At 70.1% G+C, this 19,260-nt stretch carries 21 protein-coding genes; 14 read left to right on the forward strand and 7 right to left on the reverse strand.

From position 1 onward, the window contains the following. The first annotated feature begins 258 nt into the window (after positions 1–258). Positions 259–921: a ferritin-like fold-containing protein gene (locus Acor_RS25520; RefSeq protein ID WP_155339270.1), complete on the forward strand. Its 663-nt coding sequence runs from the start codon at positions 259–261 to the stop codon at positions 919–921. 293 nt (positions 922–1,214) lie between these two features. Here Acor_RS25520 and Acor_RS25525 read toward each other — a convergent pair whose 3' ends face one another. The 5 genes from Acor_RS25525 to ligD (Acor_RS25540) all read right to left on the reverse strand — a co-directional run bounded on the left by Acor_RS25525 (position 1,215) and on the right by ligD (Acor_RS25540) (position 4,225). Next, entirely contained in the window at positions 1,215–1,445 is a 231-nt protein-coding gene (locus Acor_RS25525) for a DUF3107 domain-containing protein (protein ID WP_155339271.1), read from the reverse strand. A gap of 78 nt (positions 1,446–1,523) precedes the next feature. Then, positions 1,524–2,156: a TetR/AcrR family transcriptional regulator gene (locus tag Acor_RS25530; RefSeq protein WP_155339272.1), complete on the reverse strand. Its 633-nt coding sequence runs from the start codon at positions 2,154–2,156 to the stop codon at positions 1,524–1,526. A gap of 77 nt (positions 2,157–2,233) precedes the next feature. Continuing rightward, entirely contained in the window at positions 2,234–2,398 is a 165-nt protein-coding gene (locus Acor_RS42350; RefSeq protein ID WP_170317069.1) for a hypothetical protein, read from the reverse strand. Between the two features lie 43 nt (positions 2,399–2,441). Then, positions 2,442–3,308, reverse strand: a complete 867-nt coding sequence (ligD, locus tag Acor_RS25535) for a non-homologous end-joining DNA ligase (protein WP_246239094.1) — start codon at positions 3,306–3,308, stop codon at positions 2,442–2,444. Continuing rightward, positions 3,305–4,225, reverse strand: a complete 921-nt coding sequence (gene ligD / locus Acor_RS25540; RefSeq protein ID WP_155339294.1) for a non-homologous end-joining DNA ligase — start codon at positions 4,223–4,225, stop codon at positions 3,305–3,307. The genes ligD (Acor_RS25535) and ligD (Acor_RS25540) overlap by 4 nt, the downstream gene beginning before the upstream one ends. A 104-nt stretch (positions 4,226–4,329) precedes the next feature. On the opposite strand from ligD (Acor_RS25540), the gene ku reads away from it, so the two are divergent. Further along, positions 4,330–5,193 (forward strand): non-homologous end joining protein Ku, encoded by an 864-nt coding sequence (ku, locus tag Acor_RS25545; protein WP_155339273.1) that lies wholly within the window; start codon positions 4,330–4,332, stop codon positions 5,191–5,193. A gap of 117 nt (positions 5,194–5,310) precedes the next feature. Here ku and Acor_RS25550 read toward each other — a convergent pair whose 3' ends face one another. Further along, positions 5,311–5,649, reverse strand: a complete 339-nt coding sequence (locus Acor_RS25550) for a hypothetical protein (protein WP_155339274.1) — start codon at positions 5,647–5,649, stop codon at positions 5,311–5,313. A 54-nt stretch (positions 5,650–5,703) separates the two neighbouring features. Then, complete coding sequence (locus tag Acor_RS25555) at positions 5,704–6,198, reverse strand: hypothetical protein (RefSeq protein ID WP_155339275.1); 495 nt, start codon at positions 6,196–6,198, stop codon at positions 5,704–5,706. A 153-nt stretch (positions 6,199–6,351) separates the two neighbouring features. Here Acor_RS25555 and Acor_RS25560 point away from each other — a divergent pair, with 153 nt between their 5' ends. The 12 genes from Acor_RS25560 to Acor_RS25610 all read left to right on the forward strand — a co-directional run. Further along, positions 6,352–7,254, forward strand: a complete 903-nt coding sequence (locus Acor_RS25560) for an alpha/beta fold hydrolase (RefSeq protein ID WP_281353260.1) — start codon at positions 6,352–6,354, stop codon at positions 7,252–7,254. Positions 7,255–7,366: 112 nt separating this feature from the next. After that, entirely contained in the window at positions 7,367–8,548 is a 1,182-nt protein-coding gene (gene moeZ / locus Acor_RS25565) for an adenylyltransferase/sulfurtransferase MoeZ (protein ID WP_155339276.1), read from the forward strand. A gap of 61 nt (positions 8,549–8,609) precedes the next feature. Next, positions 8,610–9,329, forward strand: coding sequence for a hypothetical protein (locus tag Acor_RS25570; protein ID WP_246239096.1), 720 nt, complete (start codon positions 8,610–8,612; stop codon positions 9,327–9,329). Further along, the gene (locus Acor_RS25575; protein WP_246239098.1) at positions 9,323–10,561 is read left to right on the forward strand and encodes a S8 family serine peptidase; all 1,239 of its coding nucleotides are present in this window, start codon (positions 9,323–9,325) and stop codon (positions 10,559–10,561) included. The genes Acor_RS25570 and Acor_RS25575 overlap by 7 nt, the downstream gene beginning before the upstream one ends. Positions 10,562–10,613: 52 nt before the next feature. Next, entirely contained in the window at positions 10,614–11,447 is an 834-nt protein-coding gene (locus Acor_RS25580; RefSeq protein ID WP_155339277.1) for a hypothetical protein, read from the forward strand. Beyond that, positions 11,441–12,562 (forward strand): S8 family peptidase, encoded by a 1,122-nt coding sequence (locus tag Acor_RS25585; protein WP_155339278.1) that lies wholly within the window; start codon positions 11,441–11,443, stop codon positions 12,560–12,562. The genes Acor_RS25580 and Acor_RS25585 overlap by 7 nt, the downstream gene beginning before the upstream one ends. A gap of 101 nt (positions 12,563–12,663) precedes the next feature. Continuing rightward, the gene (locus tag Acor_RS25590) at positions 12,664–13,068 is read left to right on the forward strand and encodes a hypothetical protein (protein WP_155339279.1); all 405 of its coding nucleotides are present in this window, start codon (positions 12,664–12,666) and stop codon (positions 13,066–13,068) included. Between the two features lie 100 nt (positions 13,069–13,168). After that, positions 13,169–13,471, forward strand: coding sequence for an MGMT family protein (locus Acor_RS25595; RefSeq protein ID WP_155339280.1), 303 nt, complete (start codon positions 13,169–13,171; stop codon positions 13,469–13,471). A 51-nt stretch (positions 13,472–13,522) separates the two neighbouring features. Further along, on the forward strand, positions 13,523–16,411 hold the full coding sequence (locus Acor_RS25600; RefSeq protein WP_155339281.1) for a CDP-glycerol glycerophosphotransferase family protein: 2,889 nt from the start codon (positions 13,523–13,525) through the stop codon (positions 16,409–16,411). Between the two features lie 378 nt (positions 16,412–16,789). Continuing rightward, positions 16,790–17,284, forward strand: coding sequence for a virulence RhuM family protein (locus Acor_RS46655; protein WP_479688459.1), 495 nt, complete (start codon positions 16,790–16,792; stop codon positions 17,282–17,284). Continuing rightward, positions 17,167–17,697, forward strand: coding sequence for a RhuM family protein (rhuM, locus tag Acor_RS46660; RefSeq protein ID WP_479688460.1), 531 nt, complete (start codon positions 17,167–17,169; stop codon positions 17,695–17,697). The genes Acor_RS46655 and rhuM overlap by 118 nt, the downstream gene beginning before the upstream one ends. A 428-nt stretch (positions 17,698–18,125) precedes the next feature. Further along, a partial coding sequence (locus Acor_RS25610) for an ATP-dependent helicase (protein ID WP_155339282.1) occupies positions 18,126–19,260 on the forward strand: 1,135 nt, incomplete at its 3' end.

A 19,260-nucleotide genomic window follows, 5' to 3' on the forward strand; every position in this document is an offset into this window, starting at 1 on the left:
TGTCGAAGACGGCCTTCGGGACCTCCGGCGTCTTGGAGCTCGTGCAACCAACCGTGCCGGGTCCTCGCGGAGGTGACGCCTTCGACGTCATCAGCGACCGCGGCATCCAAGATTTCTGGGGGTTCCGGGAACTTATACCCCGGATCAACACAGTGCGGTCGCACTTTCACAGAGCAGTCTACTCGATACCACAACCGTGAACCGATTTCCGCGTGTTCCGCATGTTTTTCAGGGAGAAGGTGCCCCTACGCTGCTGCCATGACTGAATCTCCGCCCGGCGTCGTCGATCTTCTGGGGGTGCTCGCGTACGCCGAGCTCACCGCCTTCCTGCGGATGGCCGAGGACGCCTCGCTGCTGGCCCCCACGCTGACCGACCGGGCCGCGCTCGGGGATGTGGCGGCCACCGAATACGGCCATTTCCGGCTGGTGCGCGACCGCCTCGACTCGCTCGGCGCGGACCCCGAGGCGGCGATGGCCCCCTTCACCGAGGCGCTGGACGCCTGGCACGAGCAGACCCGCCCGGGCGACTGGTACGAGGCGCTCGTCAAGGCGTACGTGGGGACGGGCATCGCCGGGGACTTCTACCGGGAGGCGGCCAGGCACGTGGACGAGTCCACCCGGGAACTGGTCGACCGGGCGCTGGCCGACGACGGCCGCTCGCAGTTCGCGGTCGAGCGGGTCCGGCAGGCGCTGGCCGAGGACCCGAGACTGAACGGGCGGCTCGCGCTGTGGGCCAGGCGGCTGGTCGGCGAGGCGCTCAGCCAGGCCTACCGGGTGGCGGCGGCCCGCCCAGAACTGGCCGGGCTGCTCGGCGATTCGGCGGAGTCGGCCGATCTGGCCGGGATCGGCAGGATGTTCGCTCAGATCACCGAGGAGCACGGCAAACGGATGGCCGCGATCGGCCTCACCCCGGGGGGCTGAGGCCAACCTGTCTGCCGTTCGAGGGGCGTGCAGGGTCCAAACGGTTGTACCGTGCGAGTCATGAGGGCCTCGCGCCGCTACGGCAGTTCCTTGACGAGATGTGGACCGAACCGCTGGGTTTCCCGCCCTGTGCTGAGAAGAGGGAGCACGGGCTGCCCGACCATCGGGCAACGGCGAGAACATGGACCACAGCCACGCCGACGGCCTCCCGGGTGTGATCTCCGGGACCATTGACTCCGCGTTCGGGCGTGCCGGGACCTCATCCCCGGCGCGCCTGATTGCGGGGGGATGTCCTACAGGCTGCCGCCGAAGCCGACTGAGCGCGTCTCCCCCTCGCCGAGTTCGACGAAGCCGAGTGAGGCCACGGGCACGACGTACCTGGTCCCCTTGACGTCGGTGAGCGAGAAGACGCCGCGGTCGGCGGCGAGCGCGTTGCGCAGTTCCTGCTCGACCTCCTCGGCGGTCAGGTCGGACTCGAGCACGATTTCGCGATTCACGGATCGCACGCCGATCTTGATTTCCATCAGGACCCCTTTCGACTGACCTCCATCGTGGCCTGTCGGCGGAGTCTTCGGGTGGGTGATCGCGGCAAGCGAACGGACTCAGGACATATCAGGCGTATGTCTGGGGAAGCCGCCGATGCCCCGCCAGGCCAGCCGCGCCATCAACTGGGTGGCGGCCTCCTTGGGAATCGAGCCGTGCGAGGTGAGCCAGTAGCGCGCGCTCACTTCGGCCATGCCCACCAGGCCGACCCCGAGCAGGTGCGCCTCGTCGCTGGAGCAGCCGGTGTCCTCCTGGATCACCTGGGCGATCGCGTCGGCGCTCTCCCGCAGCGAACGCTCCATCCGCTGCCGCACCGGCGCCACGTTCCGCAGGTCGGATTCGAAGACCAGCCGGAACGCCTCGCCCTGGCTGGAGATGAAGTCGAAGAACGCGCCGATCGCGCCCTGCACCCGCAGCTTGTTGTCGGGCGTGGCGGCCAGCGCCTCCTTGCACCGGGCGACCATGTCGTCCACGTGCAGGTCCAGCAGCGCCAGGTAGAGCTCCAGCTTGCCCGGGAAGTGCTGGTAGAGGACCGGCTTGCTGACCCCGGCCCGCTCGGCGATCTCATCCATCGCGGCCGCGTGGTAGCCGTTCTCCACGAACACTTCCTGCGCGGCGCTGAGCAGCTGACGGCGGCGGGCCAACCGGGGCAGCCGGGTGCCCCGGGGCTTGGCGTCCGGGGTAGCGGTCACGACGGTCTCCTTGAGGGGTGCTTGCGGGTCCCGCGCCTGGCGTTCACGGGGACTCATCCTACGCGCGGGTAACCAGGTCAGCGATAGTCGTCCTCGTCGTCCTGAGGGACCTCGCGGCCCTGTTCCACGAGGTCCGCAGGATCGGCCTCCAGCGGTATCTCCAGAGGCCAGGGACCGTTCTCCGGCCGCAGCGCGATGCTCTGCTCGACCAGGTCGGCCTCGGATGCGTCCAGCGAGTTCATCTCGGACACGGTGTCCTCCCGCGGTGGTTGCCTACCTCCCACCCTACGGGAACAGGTCCCCGACTTCCTCGACCCGCGCCAGCACATCTGGCCCCGTGAAAACCAGCTGACCTGCGCTTTCGCATTCCTCGACCTCCGCCCAGGCGAGCGGGGCCGACGCGGTGGGCCGGGGGTTGGCGCGCAGCGAGTAGGCGGCCACGGTGGTCTTGGCCGGGCTGTTCTGGCTCCAGTCGATGAACACCTTGCCCGGCCGCAGCCGTTTGGTCATCACACTGGTGACCAGCTCGTGCGCGCCGTCCAGGCGCTGCGCCAGCGCCTTGGCGTAGGCCGAGGTGTCCCGGTCCTGGTACGGCCACGGCACATGCAGCTGCATGCCCTTGTTGCCGCTGGTCTTCGGGTAACTGTCGTGGCCGTCCGCGGCCAGCGCGTCGCGCAGCAGCAGGGCCACCCGGCAGCACTCCACGATCGTGGCCGGCGGCCCCGGGTCCAGGTCGAAGACGAGGATGTCCGGCGGCAGCGCCCGGCCCTCGGCGGAGACCTGCCACATCGGCACGTGGAATTCCAGCGCGGCCAGGTTGGCGTAGTAGACCAGGGTGGGCAGGTCGTCGACGATCGCGAAGTCGATGCTCTCCCGGCCCATCGAGCTGCCCGGCACCGGCAGGGTGACCCGGCGCACCCAGGCCGGGGTGTGCCGGGGCGCGTTCTTCTCGAAGAAGAAGGCGCCGCCCACCCCGTTCGGATACCGCTTCACGGTGAGCGGGCGCCCACGCAGGTGCGGCAGCATCACCGGGGCGATCCGGGAGTAGTAGTCGATCACTTCGGCCTTGGTGAACCCGGCCTCCGGATAGAGGACCTTGCCCAGGTTGGTCAGCACCAGCTGCCGGCCGTCCACGACCACCGGAACCTTCACAGCCGTACCTCCGCGGGGATCTTGTCTGGGCGCAGGCCGCGCCAGGCCGGGTGGCGCAGCCGGTGCTCCTCGGTCCACATGGTGAAGGTGACCTCGCCGACGAGTTCGGGGCGGACCCAGTGCGCGTTCCTGGCGATCTCCCGGGGCAGCGGCCGCGAGTACGGGCTGCGCGGGACCTCCAGCGCGCGGAGCACCCGGTAGAGCTCGTCCAGCGCGGCGTCGCTGAAGCCGGTGCCGACGTGGCCGACGAAGACGAACTCGGCGCCGCCGCCGGGGAGCTCGGTGTACTTGCCGAGCAGCAGCGAGCCCAGGCCGCCCTCGCGGCGGCCCTTGCCGGGCCGCCAGCCGCCGACCACCACCTCGGTCTCCCGCAGGTTCTTCACCTTGACCCACGCCGGGCTGCGCAGTCCCGGCCGGTACGGCGAGTCCAGCCGCTTGGCCACCACCCCCTCCAGCCCCTGCGCCCTGGTCGCGGCCACCACGTCCGGATCGCACGGGAAGTTGGGCGGCACGTCGAGGCCGGGCAGGCCCGCCAGCAGTTCGCGGCGGGCGGCGTAGGGGAGATGGGTCAGGTTCGCGCCGTCCAGATAGAGGAGATCGAACGGCATGTACCGCACCGGCACCAGGGTCAGCAGGCCGTGGCCGGCCGGGTCGGTGATGTGCATGCGGCGCTGGAGCAGTTCGAAGCTGGGCCGTCCGAGGGGATCCAGCGCGACCACTTCGCCGTCCAGGATCACCTCGTGCCCCGGGACCCTGAGTGCTGAAATTTCAGGGTATCGGGAGGTGAAGTCGGTGCCCTTGCGGCCGGTGACCCGGATCGTACGGTCCAGGTAGACGATCGCGCGGATGCCGTCCCACTTCACCTCCAGGGCGTAGTTGGCCGCGTCCGCCGGGAGGATTCCCGGGACGGCGAGCATCGGTTCGACCGGATATGGCATTGCCACAGTGGGTATCTGCCCATTAGGTAAGTCCCTTGAATCCCGATATAGCGGTATTCGAACAAAGAGACGAGTATGTGGCTATGCGTAGCATCTGGAAGGGCGCCATCTCTTTTGGTCTGGTGACGATCCCGGTGAAGCTGTACTCGGCGACCGAGCAGAAGGACGTCACCTTCCACCAGGTGCACCGGACCGACGGTGGCCGCATCAAGTACAAGCGGGTCTGCCAGCTGGACGGCGAGGAGGTGCCCTACGCCGACATCGCCAAGGGCTACGAACTGGCCACCGGCGAGATCGTGGTGCTGACCGACGAGGACTTCACCGATCTGCCGCTGAGCACGTCCCGCCGGATCGACGTGCTCCAGTTCACCCCGGCGGAGCAGATCGATCCGATCTATTTCGCCAAGACCTACTATCTGGAACCCGACGCCCAGGGGGCCAAGCCGTACGTGCTGCTGCGGGACGCCCTGGAGCGGTCCGGGCAGGTGGCGATCGTCAAGGTGGCGCTGCGGCAGCGGGAGGCGCTGGCCACGCTCCGGGTCCGGGACGGGATCTTCGTGCTGGAGACCATGCTCTGGCCGGACGAGGTCCGGGTGGCCGACTTCCCGTTTCTGGAGGAGGAGGTCGAGGTCCGTCCGCAGGAGCTCAAGATGGCCGAGTCGCTGATCGAGACGATGGTGGCCGACTTCGACCCCGCCGAGTACAAGGACGCCTACCGGGAGGCCCTGCAGGAGGTCATCGAGGCCAAGGTGGCCGGTCGCGAGGTGGTCGCGGCCGAGGCGCCCGCCGAGCCGGGCCCGGCGGTGGACCTGATGGCCGCGCTGCGGGCCAGCGTCGAGGCGGCCAAGAAGGAACGTGAAGTTGTCAAGAAGCCTGCCGCCAAGGCCAAGAAGCCGGAAGAGGAGAAGCCCGCCGCACCGAAGCGCCGGGCCAGGAAGTCGGCTTGATCCTGGGACTTAGCGTGCCGCGATGAAACGATGATCATCACGGCACGCTGTCCGTCATCAGCTGTCGCGTCCTGGGTGATGTATCAGATCACCCAGTAGCGCGGATACCGACCGGTGTTACCAGCCGCCGCCGCAGCCGCGGTGGCAGCGGTGGTGGCAGCCGTGGTGACGGTGGTGCCAGCGGTGGTGGTGGCAGCCGCGGTGGTGGTGGACGTGGCGGATGTGGCCGTAGTGGCGGTGGTGGTGCCGGAAGTGCCCGAAGCCGTGGTGACGGTGGTGACCGAACTCCTGGTTGCCGAAGCCGCGGTCGAAGTCGCCGAACTCGCCGAACTCGCCCGAGTCCCAGTTGGCGGCGTGCGCCTGAGCGGGCGCCGCGGTGGCGGCGGTCGCGAGGGCCAGGCCACCGGTGCTGATGGCGGCGGCGATCAGGGCGCTAGAGATCGTCTTGAAACGCATGCATGTGCTCCCTCTGTTGGACTTGTTGAACTTGTTGAGCGGTGAATCCGGGGGTTACCAGCCGCCGCCGCAGCCGCGGTGGCAGCGGTGGTGGCGGTGGCAGCCGTGGTGACGGTGGCCCCAGCGGTGGCAGCCCACGTGGTGGTGGTGGTGATGGATGCGGCCGTAGTGCCGGTGGTGGTGCCGGAAGTGGCCGGTGCCGAAGTGCCGGTGGTGGCCGAAGTGGTGGTGGCGGTTGAAGCCCTCGTGGTGGCCGAAGCTGCGCTCGCCGCCGAAGTGGCGCTGGCCGAAGCCCTCGTTGATGTCGCCGTTGATGGCGAGCAGGCCGCGGTGGTGGCCGTGGCCGCGGTGGCCGTTGATGTCGCCGTTGATCGCGATGTCGAAGTCGTCGTGGTGACGGTGACGGTGGCGGTCGCGCTCGTGGTCGTCGTCGTCCCAGCTGGCCGCGTGGGCGTGGGCGGGCGCCGCGGTGGCGACGGTGGCGAGGGCCGTGCCGCCGGTGACCAGGGCGGCGGCGATCAGCGCGCTAGAGATCGTTTTGAATTGCATGTCTTCCGTGACTCCTTGTGTTCGGCTGGTGCCTAATCGTGTTATGTCCTCACTCTCCGTATCAAAACGGGCAGATAGGCAGCTTTGCGGTCACTTAGCGTAGTTGTGGCTTATGCTGGGGCAGACGGTGCGTAAACGGCAGGAGGATGCGCGGTGGAGCTGGGGTTTCTGGAGCCTGTCCCCGCCTGGCCGGCGGAAGTGATCGAGCTGGGCGACCTGGAGCTGAACGTCCGGGCCACCCCGGAGGGCCCGCCCGAGCGGGCCGTCTTCGTGCACGGGCTGGCGGGCTCCGCGACGAACTGGACCGATCTGATGGCGCTGCTGGCCGACGACGTGGCCGGCTACGCGGTCGACCTGCCGGGCGCGGGTCATTCCCCGGCCCCCGCCGACGGCGACTACTCGATCCACGCGCACGCGCGCGCGGTCACCCGCCTGATCGAGCATCTGGATGTGCCCGTACACCTGTTCGGCAACTCGCTCGGCGGGGCCGTCGCGGTCCGGCTCGCCGCCGCCCGGCCTGAGCTGGTGCGCTCGCTCACCCTGGTCTCCCCGGCGCTGCCGGATCTGCTGCCCCGGCTGGGGCCGGCCCGGGTGGCCATGTCGGTCACGCCGGTGCTGGCCGAGTGGGCGGTCAAGCGGCTCACCGCCGTGCCGGCCGAGCGGCGGATCCAGGCGACGCTGGAGATGTGTTACGCGGATCTGGCCCGGGTGCATCCGGCCCGGCTGCAGGAGGCGATCGAGGAGCTGCGGCGGCGGGACGGCCTGCCGTACGCGGCGGGGGCGCTGATCGCGTCGGCGCGCGGGATCGTCAGGGAGTACTTCAAGAACGATCTGTGGCGGGAGGCGGCCAGGATCCCGGTGCCGACCCTGGTGGTGCACGGCGGGCGGGACCGGCTGGTGGACGCGCGGATGGCGATCCGGGCAGGGCGGACCTTTCCGAACGTACGGATCGTCACCCTGCCCAAAGCTGGCCACGTGGCCCAGATGGAGTTTCCTGAGGTCGTCGCCAGGGAGGCGCGGCGGCTGCTGGCGGAGAGCCGTACGAGTGTGCGGTAAGCGGTTGCCGGATTGGGGAATGCACGGACACCCCGGCTAGGTTGAGATACGACACGTGGGCGTGTGAGTCCGCGTGAGCCGTACCCCGAATGCCCTGAAATGGGAGAGAACTGTGTCGTTGCCACCGCTGGTCGAGCCGGCTGCCGAGCTCACCGTCGACGAGGTGCGTCGTTACTCGCGCCACCTGATCATTCCCGACGTCGGGATGGCCGGGCAGAAGCGGCTGAAGAACGCCAAGGTCCTCTGTGTCGGCGCGGGTGGTCTCGGGTCCCCGGCGCTCATGTACCTGGCCGCGGCCGGGGTGGGCACGCTCGGCATCGTCGACTTCGACATCGTGGACGAGTCCAACCTGCAGCGGCAGATCATCCACGGCCAGTCCGACGTGGGCCGGCTGAAGGCCGAATCCGCCGCCGCCACGGTCCGCGAGATCAACCCGCTGGTCCACGTGGTCATCCACAACGTGGCGCTGACCACCGACAACGTGATGGACATCTTCGCCGGCTACGACCTGATCGTGGACGGCACCGACAACTTCGCCACCCGCTACATGGTCAACGACGCGGCCGTGCTGCTCGGCAAGCCGTATGTGTGGGGGTCCATCTACCGCTTCGACGGCCAGGCGAGCGTCTTCTGGGCCGAGCACGGCCCCTGCTACCGCTGCCTCTACCCGGAGCCCCCGCCTCCCGGCATGGTCCCGTCCTGCGCCGAGGGCGGCGTGCTCGGCGTGCTCTGCGCCTCGATCGGCTCGATCCAGGTGAACGAGGCCATCAAGGTCCTCACCGGCATCGGCGACCCGCTGGTCGGCCGTCTGATGATCTACGACGCGCTGGAGATGAAGTACCGCGACGTCAAGGTCCGCAAGGACCCCGAGTGCGTGCTGTGCGGCAAGAACCCGACGGTCACCCAGCTGCTGGAGGACTACGAGGCGTTCTGCGGCACCATCTCCGACGAGGCCGCGCAGGCCGCGCTGGGCGCCACCATCACCGCCGCCGAGCTCAAGCAGATGCAGGACCAGGGCGAGAACATCTACCTGATCGACGTCCGCGAGCAGAACGAGTTCGAGATCGTCAGGATCCCCGGCTCGGTGCTGATCCCCAAGGGCGAGTTCCTCAGCGGGGCCGCGCTGGAGAAGCTGCCGCAGAACAAGCGGATCGTGCTGCACTGCAAGTCGGGCGCGCGCTCGGCCGAGGTGCTCGCGGTGCTGAAGAGCGCCGGATTCGCCGACGCGGTGCACGTCGGGGGCGGCGTGCTCAGCTGGATCAAGACCATCGACCCGGCGCTGCCCACTTACTGATAAAGCCCTTCCGATCCGTTTGTGGGGATGGCAGTCCCTACTGGGGGTTAAGGTCGGGGCCGTGAGGGAGAGACGCAGTTGGCCGACGATGCTGGTGGCGTCCGCTCTCACGGTGAGCTGCGCGATCGTCGCCGGGGTCGGGGCCAGTGCCGCGCTGGCTGAGCTGACCAGACAGCCCAGCCAGCAGGAACTCCGGCAGGCGGCGGCGGCCGAGATCTCCCGGCGCTGGCAGGTCTGGCCGGCCGGGAAGGTCTTCCCGGCCACCGTCGCCTACACCGGCGAGCAGGGCGGCGCGGAACGGGCCCGCCGGGTCGGCATCTCGGCCAGGACCGACTGCGTCGCCGCCGTCGACGCCGCGCTCCGCCAGACCATGCGGGCCGCCCGCTGCCAGGGCGTGCTCCGCGCCACCTACCTGGACGCGCTGCAGGGCATCGTGGTCACGGTCGGCGTCGCCGCCTTCCCCGACGCCGGCGCCGCCGACAGCGCCGCCGCGGCCCTGCCGCAGGGCGGCAAACCCGCGCCCGGCCTGCGGGCCCTGTCCTTCCCGCGCACGGTGGCCGACCGTTTCACCGCGGCCGGCCGCCAGGTCGCGACGGTACGGCGAGCCGGCCCCTACCTGGTCATGACCACCGCGGGCCAGACCGACGGGCGACCGGCCCGCGCGCTGGGCCGGCAGCGGCCCACCATGTTCACCTTCACCGGCGACCTGGCCGACCGGATCGCCAAGGAACTGCTCGCGCCCGTGCTGCCCGACTGCGCGTCGAAGGAGTTCCGGTGCTGAGACTGCTCCGCGGCCTGCTGGCGCTGCTGGTGTTCCTGCCCTGCCTGCTGGCCGGTCCGGTCGCCGCCGACGACGTCCGTGGCAGCCAGGCGGTCGTGCTGCGCACGCTGGGGCTGGCCAAGGCGTGGCAGGTCACCAAGGGCCGGGGCGTGCTGGTGGCGGTGCTGGACTCGGGGGTGGACCCGGACCACCGGGACCTGGCCGGGTCCGTACGGATCGGCAGGGACTTCACCGAGGGCGCCAACCCCGACGACGTCGACCCGGTCCGCCTGCACGGCACCTACATGGCCTCCCTGATCGCCGGCCACGGCCACGGCCCCGAGCGCGGCGACGGCGTGATCGGCGTCGCCCCCGAGGCCAGGATCCTCTCGGTCCGGGTGATCCTGGAGGACGAGGAACCCGGCTTCCGCACCTTCAACGCCGAGGCCCGCTACGAGGGCGTGGTCGCCAAGGGCATCAGGTACGCGGTGGACCACGGCGCCGACGTGATCAACCTGTCCATCTCCAAGGACCTGGCCACCGAGGCCGAGCGCGCCGCGATCCGGTACGCGATCTCCAAGGGCGTGGTCCTGGTCGCGGCGGCGGGCAACGACGGCGCGGGCCGCAGGACCGCGCCCTACTCCTACCCGGCCTCGATCCCCGGCGTGATCTCGGTGGCCGCGGTGACCAGCACGATGACCCGGGCCTCCTTCTCCAACCGCAACTCCTCGGTGATGCTGTCCGCGCCCGGCGTGGACATCCTGGGCGCCGGCCCCGACAACGAGTACTGGGTGGGCCGGGGCACCTCCCAGGCGACCGCCCTCGTCTCCGGCGTCGCCGCCCTCATTAAGGCGAAATATCCGAAAATGTCGCCTGCGTTGGTGGCGCAGGCGCTCGCCTCCTCCGCCGTCGCCCCCGGCGGCGCGCGGGCCACCCGCTACAACACCGCCACCGGCTTCGGCGTCGTCAACGCCGCCCGCGCGCTCACCATGGCCGCCGTGCTGTCCCGGCACCGGGTCACCGCCACCGGCCCCGGCGTGCAGCCTCCCGACCGCCCGATCGCCACCGCCCACCCGGGCCCCGTCGTCATCGTGCACCGCAACCAGCAGGCCATCACCGTCTTCGCCGGGATCGGCCTGGCCGGCCTGGTCGGCGCGGCCGGCTGCCTGATGGTGGTCGTCTTCCTGGTCCGCCGGGCGCGGCGAAACGCCGGAGTGGTCGCCGTTAGGCGGGATACGTATGCCATCCGCTGAGATACCTCTACCGAATCGTTGGCTTACGGACGCATCGACGTAACATCAGAGTATGTCGCCACAGCAGCCACGGACCGGCCGTACCCGGGTGCGCCCGTGGCCTGCCTCGCGGGGACGCGCCGCCGCCGCGCAGGCCGCCAGGGAGCGCGCCGAGTTAGCCCTCGGGATCCGGCTCCGCTCGATCTTCCTGGCCGTGCTGGCCGCGGTGCTCGGCGCCGCGGCCGTCGTCGTGCTGCTCGGCACCGCCGGCCTGCTCCAGGAGACCAGGTCCCGGCCGCTCACCGGCGAGGAACGCGCGGAGTACGTGAAACAGGACGTCGCCCGCCGCTGGTACGACTGGCCCGCCACCGTGGTCTTCCCCGAGGAGCTCGAATACACGGGGCTGGCCCGCACCCAGCAGTTCGCCCGCCGGGTCGGCGTCGCGCCGGAGATCCCGTGCTGGGCGGGGGTGGACGCGCCGGTCGCCTCGGCGCTCAACGAGAGCGGCTGCCAGGCGCTGCTCCGCTCCACCTACGTGGACCAGTCGGCCACGTTCGCGATCACGATCGGCATCGCCGTGCTCAAGGACGAGGACGCCAGGGTCGGCGCCGCCGCCAAACTCCCGGTGGACGACCGGGTCGGGGTGCGCCCGGTGGCCTTCCCCGGCACGGTCACCGACCTGTTCGGCGCGGCCCAGCGGCAGCGCTCCGCCTGGGTCGGCGTCGGTCCCTACATTGTCTTCGTCACGGCGGGGTATACGGACGGCAGGACCCGCGACTCGATCCCGACGGAGGAGGCCTTGAACAGCGAGATGTGGCCTGCCGCGCAGGCGATCGGCGGCCGGGTGGCCCGTTCCCTGGGCGAGGAGCCCGACGTGCCGCGCTGCACCCAGGGGAACGCGTGCTGAGGACCGCCGCCGCGCTGGCGGCCACCGCCCTGGTCCTGGTGGCCGCGCCCACGCCGACGCCGTTGGACCGGTTGAACGTCGCCCCCGTCTGGAAGCAGACCAAGGGCGGCAACGTCACCGTGGCCGTGCTGCACCAGCGGGTCGCCGCCGACGCCCCCGGGCTGGCCGGGCGGGTGGTCCAGGCGCCCGACATGACCGGCACCTACTACTCCGGGCCCGACACCCGCTCCGGTCCCTACGGCACCGCGCTGGCCGGCCTGATCGCCGGGGACGGCAGCGGCGGCGTCCAGGGCGTGGCCCCCGAGGCCCGCATCCTGTCCGTGCCGGTGTTCGCCCCGCCGCTGGACGAGGAGCTGATCGACCCGCAGGCCGGGAGCGGCGGCATGGTCGACAGCCCGATCGCCCGTGGCATCAGGTACGCGGCCAACCACGGCGCCCAGGTGATCCTGGTGCCGGTCGGCATGTTCGGGGTGGCCAGGATCGACCGGGACGCGGTGGCGTACGCGCTGTCCCGGGGGGCCGCCGTCGTCTCCGGCGTGGGGGACTACGGGCAGTCGCCGTACGCGCGGGAGACGGGCTCGTCCTACTGGCAGTTCCCGGCCGGCTACCCCGGCGTGATCGGGGTGGCCGCGGTCAAGCCCGACGGCACGGGCGCGCCGTTCAGCAGCGACAACCTGTCCGTGCTGGTCGCGGCGCCCGGCGTGGAGATCACGGTGACCGGCGGCGGCAAGGTGACCGGCACCGGCTCGGCCAGCGCCCTGGTGGCCGGCGTGGTCGCCCTGATCAAGGCCAAACACCCCGAGCTGACTCCGGATCTGATCGGCCGCGCGCTCACCGCGGGCACCCGGGCCCAGCCGCCGGCCGGCTACGACGACAAGATCGGCTTCGGCGTGGTGAACGCCGAGGCGGCGATGGCGAGCGCCGACACGCTGGCCGGTTACAAGCGTTCCTTCGACGTCTCAGGCGAGCTCCACTTCGGCGGTGGACCGCTCTCGGAAGGACCCACCCGGCCGGGCCCCGATCCGGTTAGGCTCTGGGTGTACGGCATCGGAGTGATGCTGGGCCTGGGCGCATTCGGCGCCTCGGTGATACTGCTGGCGCGCCGTGGCAGCTGATTACATAACGGTGGCGATTCGAGTGCTTTTCGGGCGCGTGCTGCCCCAAGTTAGGCCATCTGGTCACAGGGCGGGGCAAAGTTTCGCTAAGGTCCCGCCTCATGGGTTACGAGTTGCGCGTGGAGCGGGAGATACCGCTCGGCTACACCGAACTCGCGAAGTCGCTGGCGGCCGACACCTCGCCTGAGGCGTCGGAGGCCGGGTTCGAACTACGCGGGTTGCGGGAGGCCGGCGAGGTGGTCGTGCGCTTCGGCGACGCGACACATACCATCGCGACCTGGGCCACCTCGGCCTGTCGCCTGGTCGGCGAGCCCGGCTCCGACTGGCAGTTGGCCCAGCTGGCCATCCTGTCCGGTCTGGTCGGCGGACGCCTGACCGGCGAGGACGGTGAGGTGTACTCCGTCCGCGATGGCATCCTGGAACAGGTGAGCAGCGGTTCCGTCCTGTTCGAGTTCGGCAAACTGGAAGAGATCCTGTCAGCCGGACCGGGCAGCTGGAGCGAATGACCGACCTGACCCCTGCGCCAATATTTCGCGCATACCCTGGCTCCCGCTGGACGCGGGCTGGAGCGTCATTGGCCCCAGGCCGTGAGGCAGGTAGCGATTGATGCGCGAAATACCGGCGTACGCGGAGCGTGTGCTCGATTTGGTCGAGCGCATTCCGCCGGGGCGGGTCATGTCCTACGGCGACGTCGCCGAATACCTCGGCGAGGGCGGACCGCGGCAGGTCGGCAGGGTGCTGGCGACCTGGGGTGGCGGCGTTCCGTGGTGGCGCGTCATCCGAACAGATGGAACTCCGCCGCCTGGCCACGAAAGCGAGTGTCTGCGCAGGTGGCGCGAGGAGGGAACCCCGGTCGCGGGGGTCCGGGCCCAGATGCGTACCGCACGATGGGACGGAACTCCTCTGTGACCGGCATTACTATTTCCAGAAACCCGGTCATCTGAAGGGTGGTGCCCCCTTATGACACCCGCACGCCAGGGCGATGTCGCCGCTGAACGACTGCGGGCTGTCCAGGAGCTCTATGACCGGGGCGAGACCATCGACGCTCTGGTCCAGCTCGTCCGCGCGGAAGGCCTCGACAAGGCCGCGCGCCGGACTCTGGACGGCGAGGTCCTGGCCGGACCCCTGGGCCTGCGGCTGGACGCCGCGGCCAAGCGGGGAGCGGCCCGCCGAGCTCAAGCGATCGCGGTTCTCCGCCCCTACCTGGAGAGCGTAGACCCCAAGGTCAAGAAGGCCCTTCCGGTCGGTCGCCGGGTGGCCTACCACCTGATCGAGACCGTCGACGCGGCCGAGCTGGCCGAGAGCGACGCGCTGGCCAAACTGGCCGCCGCCGGCGCCGAACCGTCTCGGCGGGTCCGGCACGGGCTGCGCTGGTACGCCGACCTGCCGGTGGAGGTGGACCGCGAACTGCTGCGGCTGCGCTCCGCCGACATGGTGCCGGTCACCCAGATCGACGACATCACCTGGCAGGGCAAGCGCCTGCGGATCAGCGGGCACGCCTACCTGGCCGGCCTGTCGGTCCGCAGCGGCCGGTTCAACCGCGCCACCGTGGTGCTGCGCGGGCCGCGCTGGCTGCCGCCGGTGATCCTGAAGACCAAGCGCACCTTCCGCCCCGAGGCCACCCACGCGGCCCGCGAGCCCGGCTGCAACTACGACTGGGCCGGCTTCACCGCAGAACTCAGCCCGTTCGCGCTGCGCTGGCGGGCCGGGCTGCGCGCGGTGGTCCGCGGCTCCAAGCGGGTGCTGCGCCGCCGCCACACCGTCCGCGACACCACCACGTGGCGGGCCGAGATAGTGATCTGGAGCCGGGCCGCCCGTTCCACCGGCGTCCTGCGCGGCCCCGCCATCGGCAGGACCGAGCGCCCCGCCGGGCTCAAGGTCCGGGAACGCTGGTGGGTCCGCCCGGTCTGGACCTCCGACAAGGCGCTCCAGGTCGTGCTGCACCCGACCAGGGCCGAGCTCACCGGCGTCAAGCTGGAGGGCGAGACCATCGAGCTCACCGGCTTCCTGCCCGGCCGCCCGGTCAACAAGGGCAAGGCCAGGGTGGGCGGCCACCGGATGGCGGCCGACTTCGTCCCGGCCGAGGGCGGCAGCCGCTTCTCGCTGTCGCTGGCCGTGCAGACGCTGCTCACCGCCGACGCGCGCCGCCTCTGGGTGGAGCCGAAGGGCGACCCGGCCGCCTCGGTCATGCTGGAGGGCACGCCGGAGACCCGGCTGCTGGTCGGCGACCGCGAGATCACCGTGCAGGGCGACCGGCGGGACCGGGTGGTCGTCTCCGGCCACAAGATCCAGCCGATCCTCACCTCGGTGACCTGGCAGGACGGCGCGCTGCTGCTCGCCGGCGACTACCCCGACCCCGAGGCCGGCCCGCGCGACCTGCTGCTGCGCCACCGCGGCGGCCTCACCTTCCGGGTCCCGCTCAAGCGCGAGGGCACCTCCTTCGAGGTACGGCTCGCGCCCGGCGCGATGCCCCGCTTTGGGGGAACCGTCGCCCTGTCGGAGGGCACCTGGAACCTGTCCGTGGCCCCGCCAGGCAAGTACGGCCCCGCCATGGTCCCGGTCCGCGTGCACCACGCCTCGCTGGCCGCCCTGGACGAGGACTCACGCACCCTTGACGGCCGCGTCTACCGCTTCGTCGCCACCCGCTTCGACGTGCCGGTGCTGGTCGCCGCCGAGGAGCGCCCCGGCGACGAGCGCAGCGCGGCCGGGCTCTGGGCGCTCAGCCGCAACCTTTACCCCGCCCACCGGGCCAAGCCGGTTCGCGAGGCGACCGTGTACGCGTCGTTCGACGGCCGGGCCTACTCCGACAACCCGCGCGCGATCTACGAGGAGCGGCTGCGCCGGGGCGACGCCAGCGAGCACATCTGGGTGGTGCGGGACGGCGCGTTCGTCCCGCCCGGCTCCCGTGAGCTCGGCCTGGGCGAGGGCATCGAGCCGACCGTGGTCCGGGAGGGCAGCGGCGAGCACTACGAGGCGCTGGCCCGCTCCCGCTACATCGTCAGCAACCAGTTCCTGCCCGCCTGGTTCCGTACCAGGGACGAGCAGGTCTGCCTGCAGACCTGGCACGGCACCCCCGCCAAGCACGTCGGCCGCGACCTGGCCCACATGCGCCGCGAGCCGCGCCCGCCGGTCTGGCACCGCCAGGCCACCGAGGTCCGCGGCTGGGACCTGCTGCTCTCGCAGAGCCCGTGGGCGTCCTCGATCCTGCGCAAGGCGTTCGGCTACGAGGGCGAGATCCTGGAGTCCGGCTACCCGCGCAACGACAGCCTGTTCAACCTCGGCGACACCGCCGCCGAGATCAGGCGGCGGATCGGCATCCCCGACGGCAAGCGCGTCATCCTGTACGCGCCGACGTTCCGGGACCACGACCGCAGGAACGCGGTCGTGAAGCTGGACCTCGCGGACGCCAAGCGGGCACTGGGCGACGATCACGTGGTGCTGGTGCGCGGTCACCTGATGCAGGCGTTCCCACACGTGCACTCCCACGACGGCTTCGCCATCGACGTGACCACGTATCCGGACATGACCGACCTGATGGCGATCGCCGACGTGCTGGTCACCGACTACTCCTCGGCCATGTTCGACTTCGTGGCCACCGGCCGTCCGGTCGTACTGTTCACGCCGGACCTGGACAAGTACCGCTCCACCCGCGGCCTCTACCTGGACCTGGAGGCCAACCGCCCGGGCCCGCGGCTGGCCAGCTCGGCCGAGGTGGTGGAGGTACTGCGAAGCATCGACACGGTCTCACTCCGGCTGGCCGACCGATACGCGGCGTTCGCCCGGACGTACGCGCCACACGACAGCGGCAAGTCGGCCGCCGCCGTGGTCGACCACGTCTTCAAGACCTGACCAGCCGAGTCGTCCGAACCGCCGCGTGGCCTCAGGCCATGCGGCGGTTTGCTGACCGTCTGTATGGCTACAGACGGCCCGAATTCGTCGACCTGACGCCCATCCCCTCCAAGCATCAGGAGACCGCCCGTCTGGTCCATCTGACGGCGTCCCTTACCTAGTCGCGTTGGAGGAGTCCACGTGCCTCGCTGAATTGCGCGATACGTTGCTGCCGAAGCTCATATCCAGCGAGATCAGAATTCGGGATGCCGAGAAGTTGGTGGGGGAGGCGACGTGAGAGGCCAAGATGGGGAGTTGATCCTCTACCGGACGGAGGACGGACGGTCGCAGATTCAACTCCGCGCCGCAGGGGGAACTGTCTGGTTGACACAGGCGCAGATGGCCGAGTTGTTCGACACGAGTGTGCCGAATATCAACCAGCGGATTACTGCGATCCTGGAGGACGGCGAACTGACTGAGGCAACTATTAACTCGGAGTTAATAGTTCGCCAGGAGGGCTCGCGGCAGGTGCGGCGAGAGGTTCTGGTCTACAACCTGGATATGGTGCTCGCGGTCGGGTACCGAGTCCGGTCGCTGCGGGGGATTCAGTTCCGGCAGTGGGCGAGCATGACCTTGCGCGAATACCTGATCAAGGGGTTCGTGCTTGACGACGAGCGTCTCAAGGAACCTGGCGGGTTCGACTACTTCGACGAACTCCGGAGCGGATCCGGGAGATCCGCGCCTCGGAGAAGCGGTTCTATCAGAAGGTTCGTGATCTGTTTGCCGCGACCAGCGCGGATTACGACAAATCGTCTGACGTGGCTCGGACGTTCTTCGCCACGATCCAGAACAAGCTGGTCTACGCCGTCACCGGCCGGACCGCCGCCGAGCTGATCGTGGAACGTGCCGATGCGGCCGAGCCCAACATGGGGCTGACCTCCTGGAAGGGGGGTCAGGTTCGCAAGGCCGACGTCACGGTGTCGAAGAACTACCTGGACTCCGATGAGATCGGCATGCTCAACATGCTGACCACCCAGTTTCTCGACTTCGGCGAGTTGCGGGCCCGGCGTCGCCAGCAGATCACGATGGCTGAATGGGTGGCGGCCACGGAGCGGTTCATCGATATGAACGACATGGACGTGCTTGCAGGGCGGGGCGGGTTTCCAGCGAGGACGCCACCGCCATCGCACACGACCGGTTCGCCGGTTTCGAGGCCCAGCGCCGCGCCTTGGAGGCCGCCCGCGCGGACGCGGAGGCGGAAGAGGAACTGTGGCGGATGCTGGCCGGAAACGATGACGACGGTCTGATCGATGAGCTTGAACGAGCCGAAAGTGAGATTGACCGGCTAAATCGCCGTACTGACGAGGATTAAAAGGGCTCTACCTGGATCTGGAGGCCAACCGGCCGGGTTCGCGGCTGGCCAGTTCGGCCGAAGTGGTGGAGGTGCTGCGCACGATCGACTCGGTGGTCCTCCGGCTCGCCGATCGGTATGCCGCGTTCGCCCGTACGTACGCGCCACATGACACGGCGAGTCGGTCGCCGCCGTGGTCGACCACCTGATCGTCAGGCGTTTCCGGCCGCCGGGTCACGCGGTGGTCTGCTGTGGGGTCTGTTTGTGGGGTGGTAGACCGAAACGGCCTGTGACCGTGTCGGTGTCGGGTCTGTGGGGGTGACGGGGTTAGCGTGCCGTGAAGCGTGCACGATCTGTCCCCGCGATCTGGTGGAATGAAGCGCTATGAGTTACCGGCTGGTGCGGCGTGGGGGTGTGGGGCGGGGGACCGCTCCCGTGCTCGACGAGCATCAGCGTGCCGTGGTGGACCATCGGGGCGGGCCGTTGCTGGTGCTGGCCGGGCCCGGCACCGGCAAGACGACCACCCTAGTGGAGAGTGTCGTCGAACGGATCGAAAGGCGCGGAACCGACCCGGAACGCGTTCTGGTTCTCACCTTCAGCCGTAAAGCCGCCGGTGAGCTGCGCGAACGCATCACCGCGCGGCTGCGCAGGACCACCAGGACGCCGCTCGCCCTCACCTTCCACAGCTACGCCTATGCCCTGCTCCGCCGTGAAGCCCTGCTCGCCGACGACCCGCCGCCCCGCCTGCTGACCGGTCCCGAACAGCTCCTCGAAATCCGCCGGCTCCTGCACGGCGAACTCGAAGACGGCGCCCTCGGCTGGCCGGAACGTATGCGGGAAGGCCTCAAGACCCGAGGCTTCGCCGAAGAACTCCGCGACTTCCTCTCCCGCGCCGCCGAACGCGGTCTCGACGGCGACGCCCTCATTCACCTCGGCCGCACCCACGGCCGCGCCGACTGGGAAGCCGCCGGCCACTTCTCCCACCGCTACGAGGACCGCTTCGACCTCGACCCCACCCCCTCCCTCGACTACGCCGAACTCATCCGCGAAGCCGCCGGCCTCCTCACCACCGGCGAACCCCGCGCCCGCGAACGCGCCGCCTACGACTGGATCTTCGTCGACGAGTACCAGGACACCGACCCCGCCCAGGAATCCCTCCTCCGCCAACTCGCCGGCGAGGGCCGCAACCTGGTAGCCGTAGGCGACCCCGACCAATCCATCTACGGCTTCCGCGGCGCCGACGTCCAGGGCATCCTCAAATTCCCCGACCGTTTCCGCACCGTCACCGGCCGCGAGGCCCCCGTCCTCGCCCTCCCCCTCTCCCGCCGCAGCGGCCCCGACCTCCTCACCGCCTCCCGACGCATCGCCACCCGCCTCCCCACGGCCCCTCTCCCCACAAACGAACGCGACCGCTACATCCAACCGACGCTGTGGGACATGCCATTCGAAACGGGGGTTCCTCCCACCCACCCGCCCGTTCATGACGCTGGCGCTGGCGGACAAGCGCCGACTGCCGGGC

This window comes from Acrocarpospora corrugata (assembly GCF_009687845.1).
Taxonomy (GTDB): Bacteria; Actinomycetota; Actinomycetes; order Streptosporangiales; family Streptosporangiaceae; genus Acrocarpospora; species Acrocarpospora corrugata.

Bases quoted from the DNA above. Each gene is read 5' to 3' on its own strand.
- Acor_RS25520 (WP_155339270.1), top strand. From the start codon at position 259: ATGACTGAATCTCCGCCCGGCGTCGTCGATCTTCTGGGGGTGCTCGCG.
- Acor_RS25525 (WP_155339271.1), bottom strand. From the start codon at position 1,445: ATGGAAATCAAGATCGGCGTGCGATCCGTGAATCGCGAAATCGTGCTC.
- Acor_RS42350 (WP_170317069.1), bottom strand. From the start codon at position 2,398: ATGAACTCGCTGGACGCATCCGAGGCCGACCTGGTCGAGCAGAGCATC.
- ligD (WP_155339294.1), bottom strand. From the start codon at position 4,225: ATGCTCGCCGTCCCGGGAATCCTCCCGGCGGACGCGGCCAACTACGCC.
- ku (WP_155339273.1), top strand. From the start codon at position 4,330: ATGCGTAGCATCTGGAAGGGCGCCATCTCTTTTGGTCTGGTGACGATC.
- Acor_RS25550 (WP_155339274.1), bottom strand. From the start codon at position 5,649: ATGCGTTTCAAGACGATCTCTAGCGCCCTGATCGCCGCCGCCATCAGC.
- Acor_RS25555 (WP_155339275.1), bottom strand. From the start codon at position 6,198: ATGCAATTCAAAACGATCTCTAGCGCGCTGATCGCCGCCGCCCTGGTC.
- Acor_RS25580 (WP_155339277.1), top strand. From the start codon at position 10,614: ATGTCGCCACAGCAGCCACGGACCGGCCGTACCCGGGTGCGCCCGTGG.
- Acor_RS25590 (WP_155339279.1), top strand. From the start codon at position 12,664: ATGGGTTACGAGTTGCGCGTGGAGCGGGAGATACCGCTCGGCTACACC.
- Acor_RS25595 (WP_155339280.1), top strand. From the start codon at position 13,169: ATGCGCGAAATACCGGCGTACGCGGAGCGTGTGCTCGATTTGGTCGAG.
- Acor_RS25600 (WP_155339281.1), top strand. From the start codon at position 13,523: ATGACACCCGCACGCCAGGGCGATGTCGCCGCTGAACGACTGCGGGCT.
- Acor_RS46655 (WP_479688459.1), top strand. From the start codon at position 16,790: ATGGCCGAGTTGTTCGACACGAGTGTGCCGAATATCAACCAGCGGATT.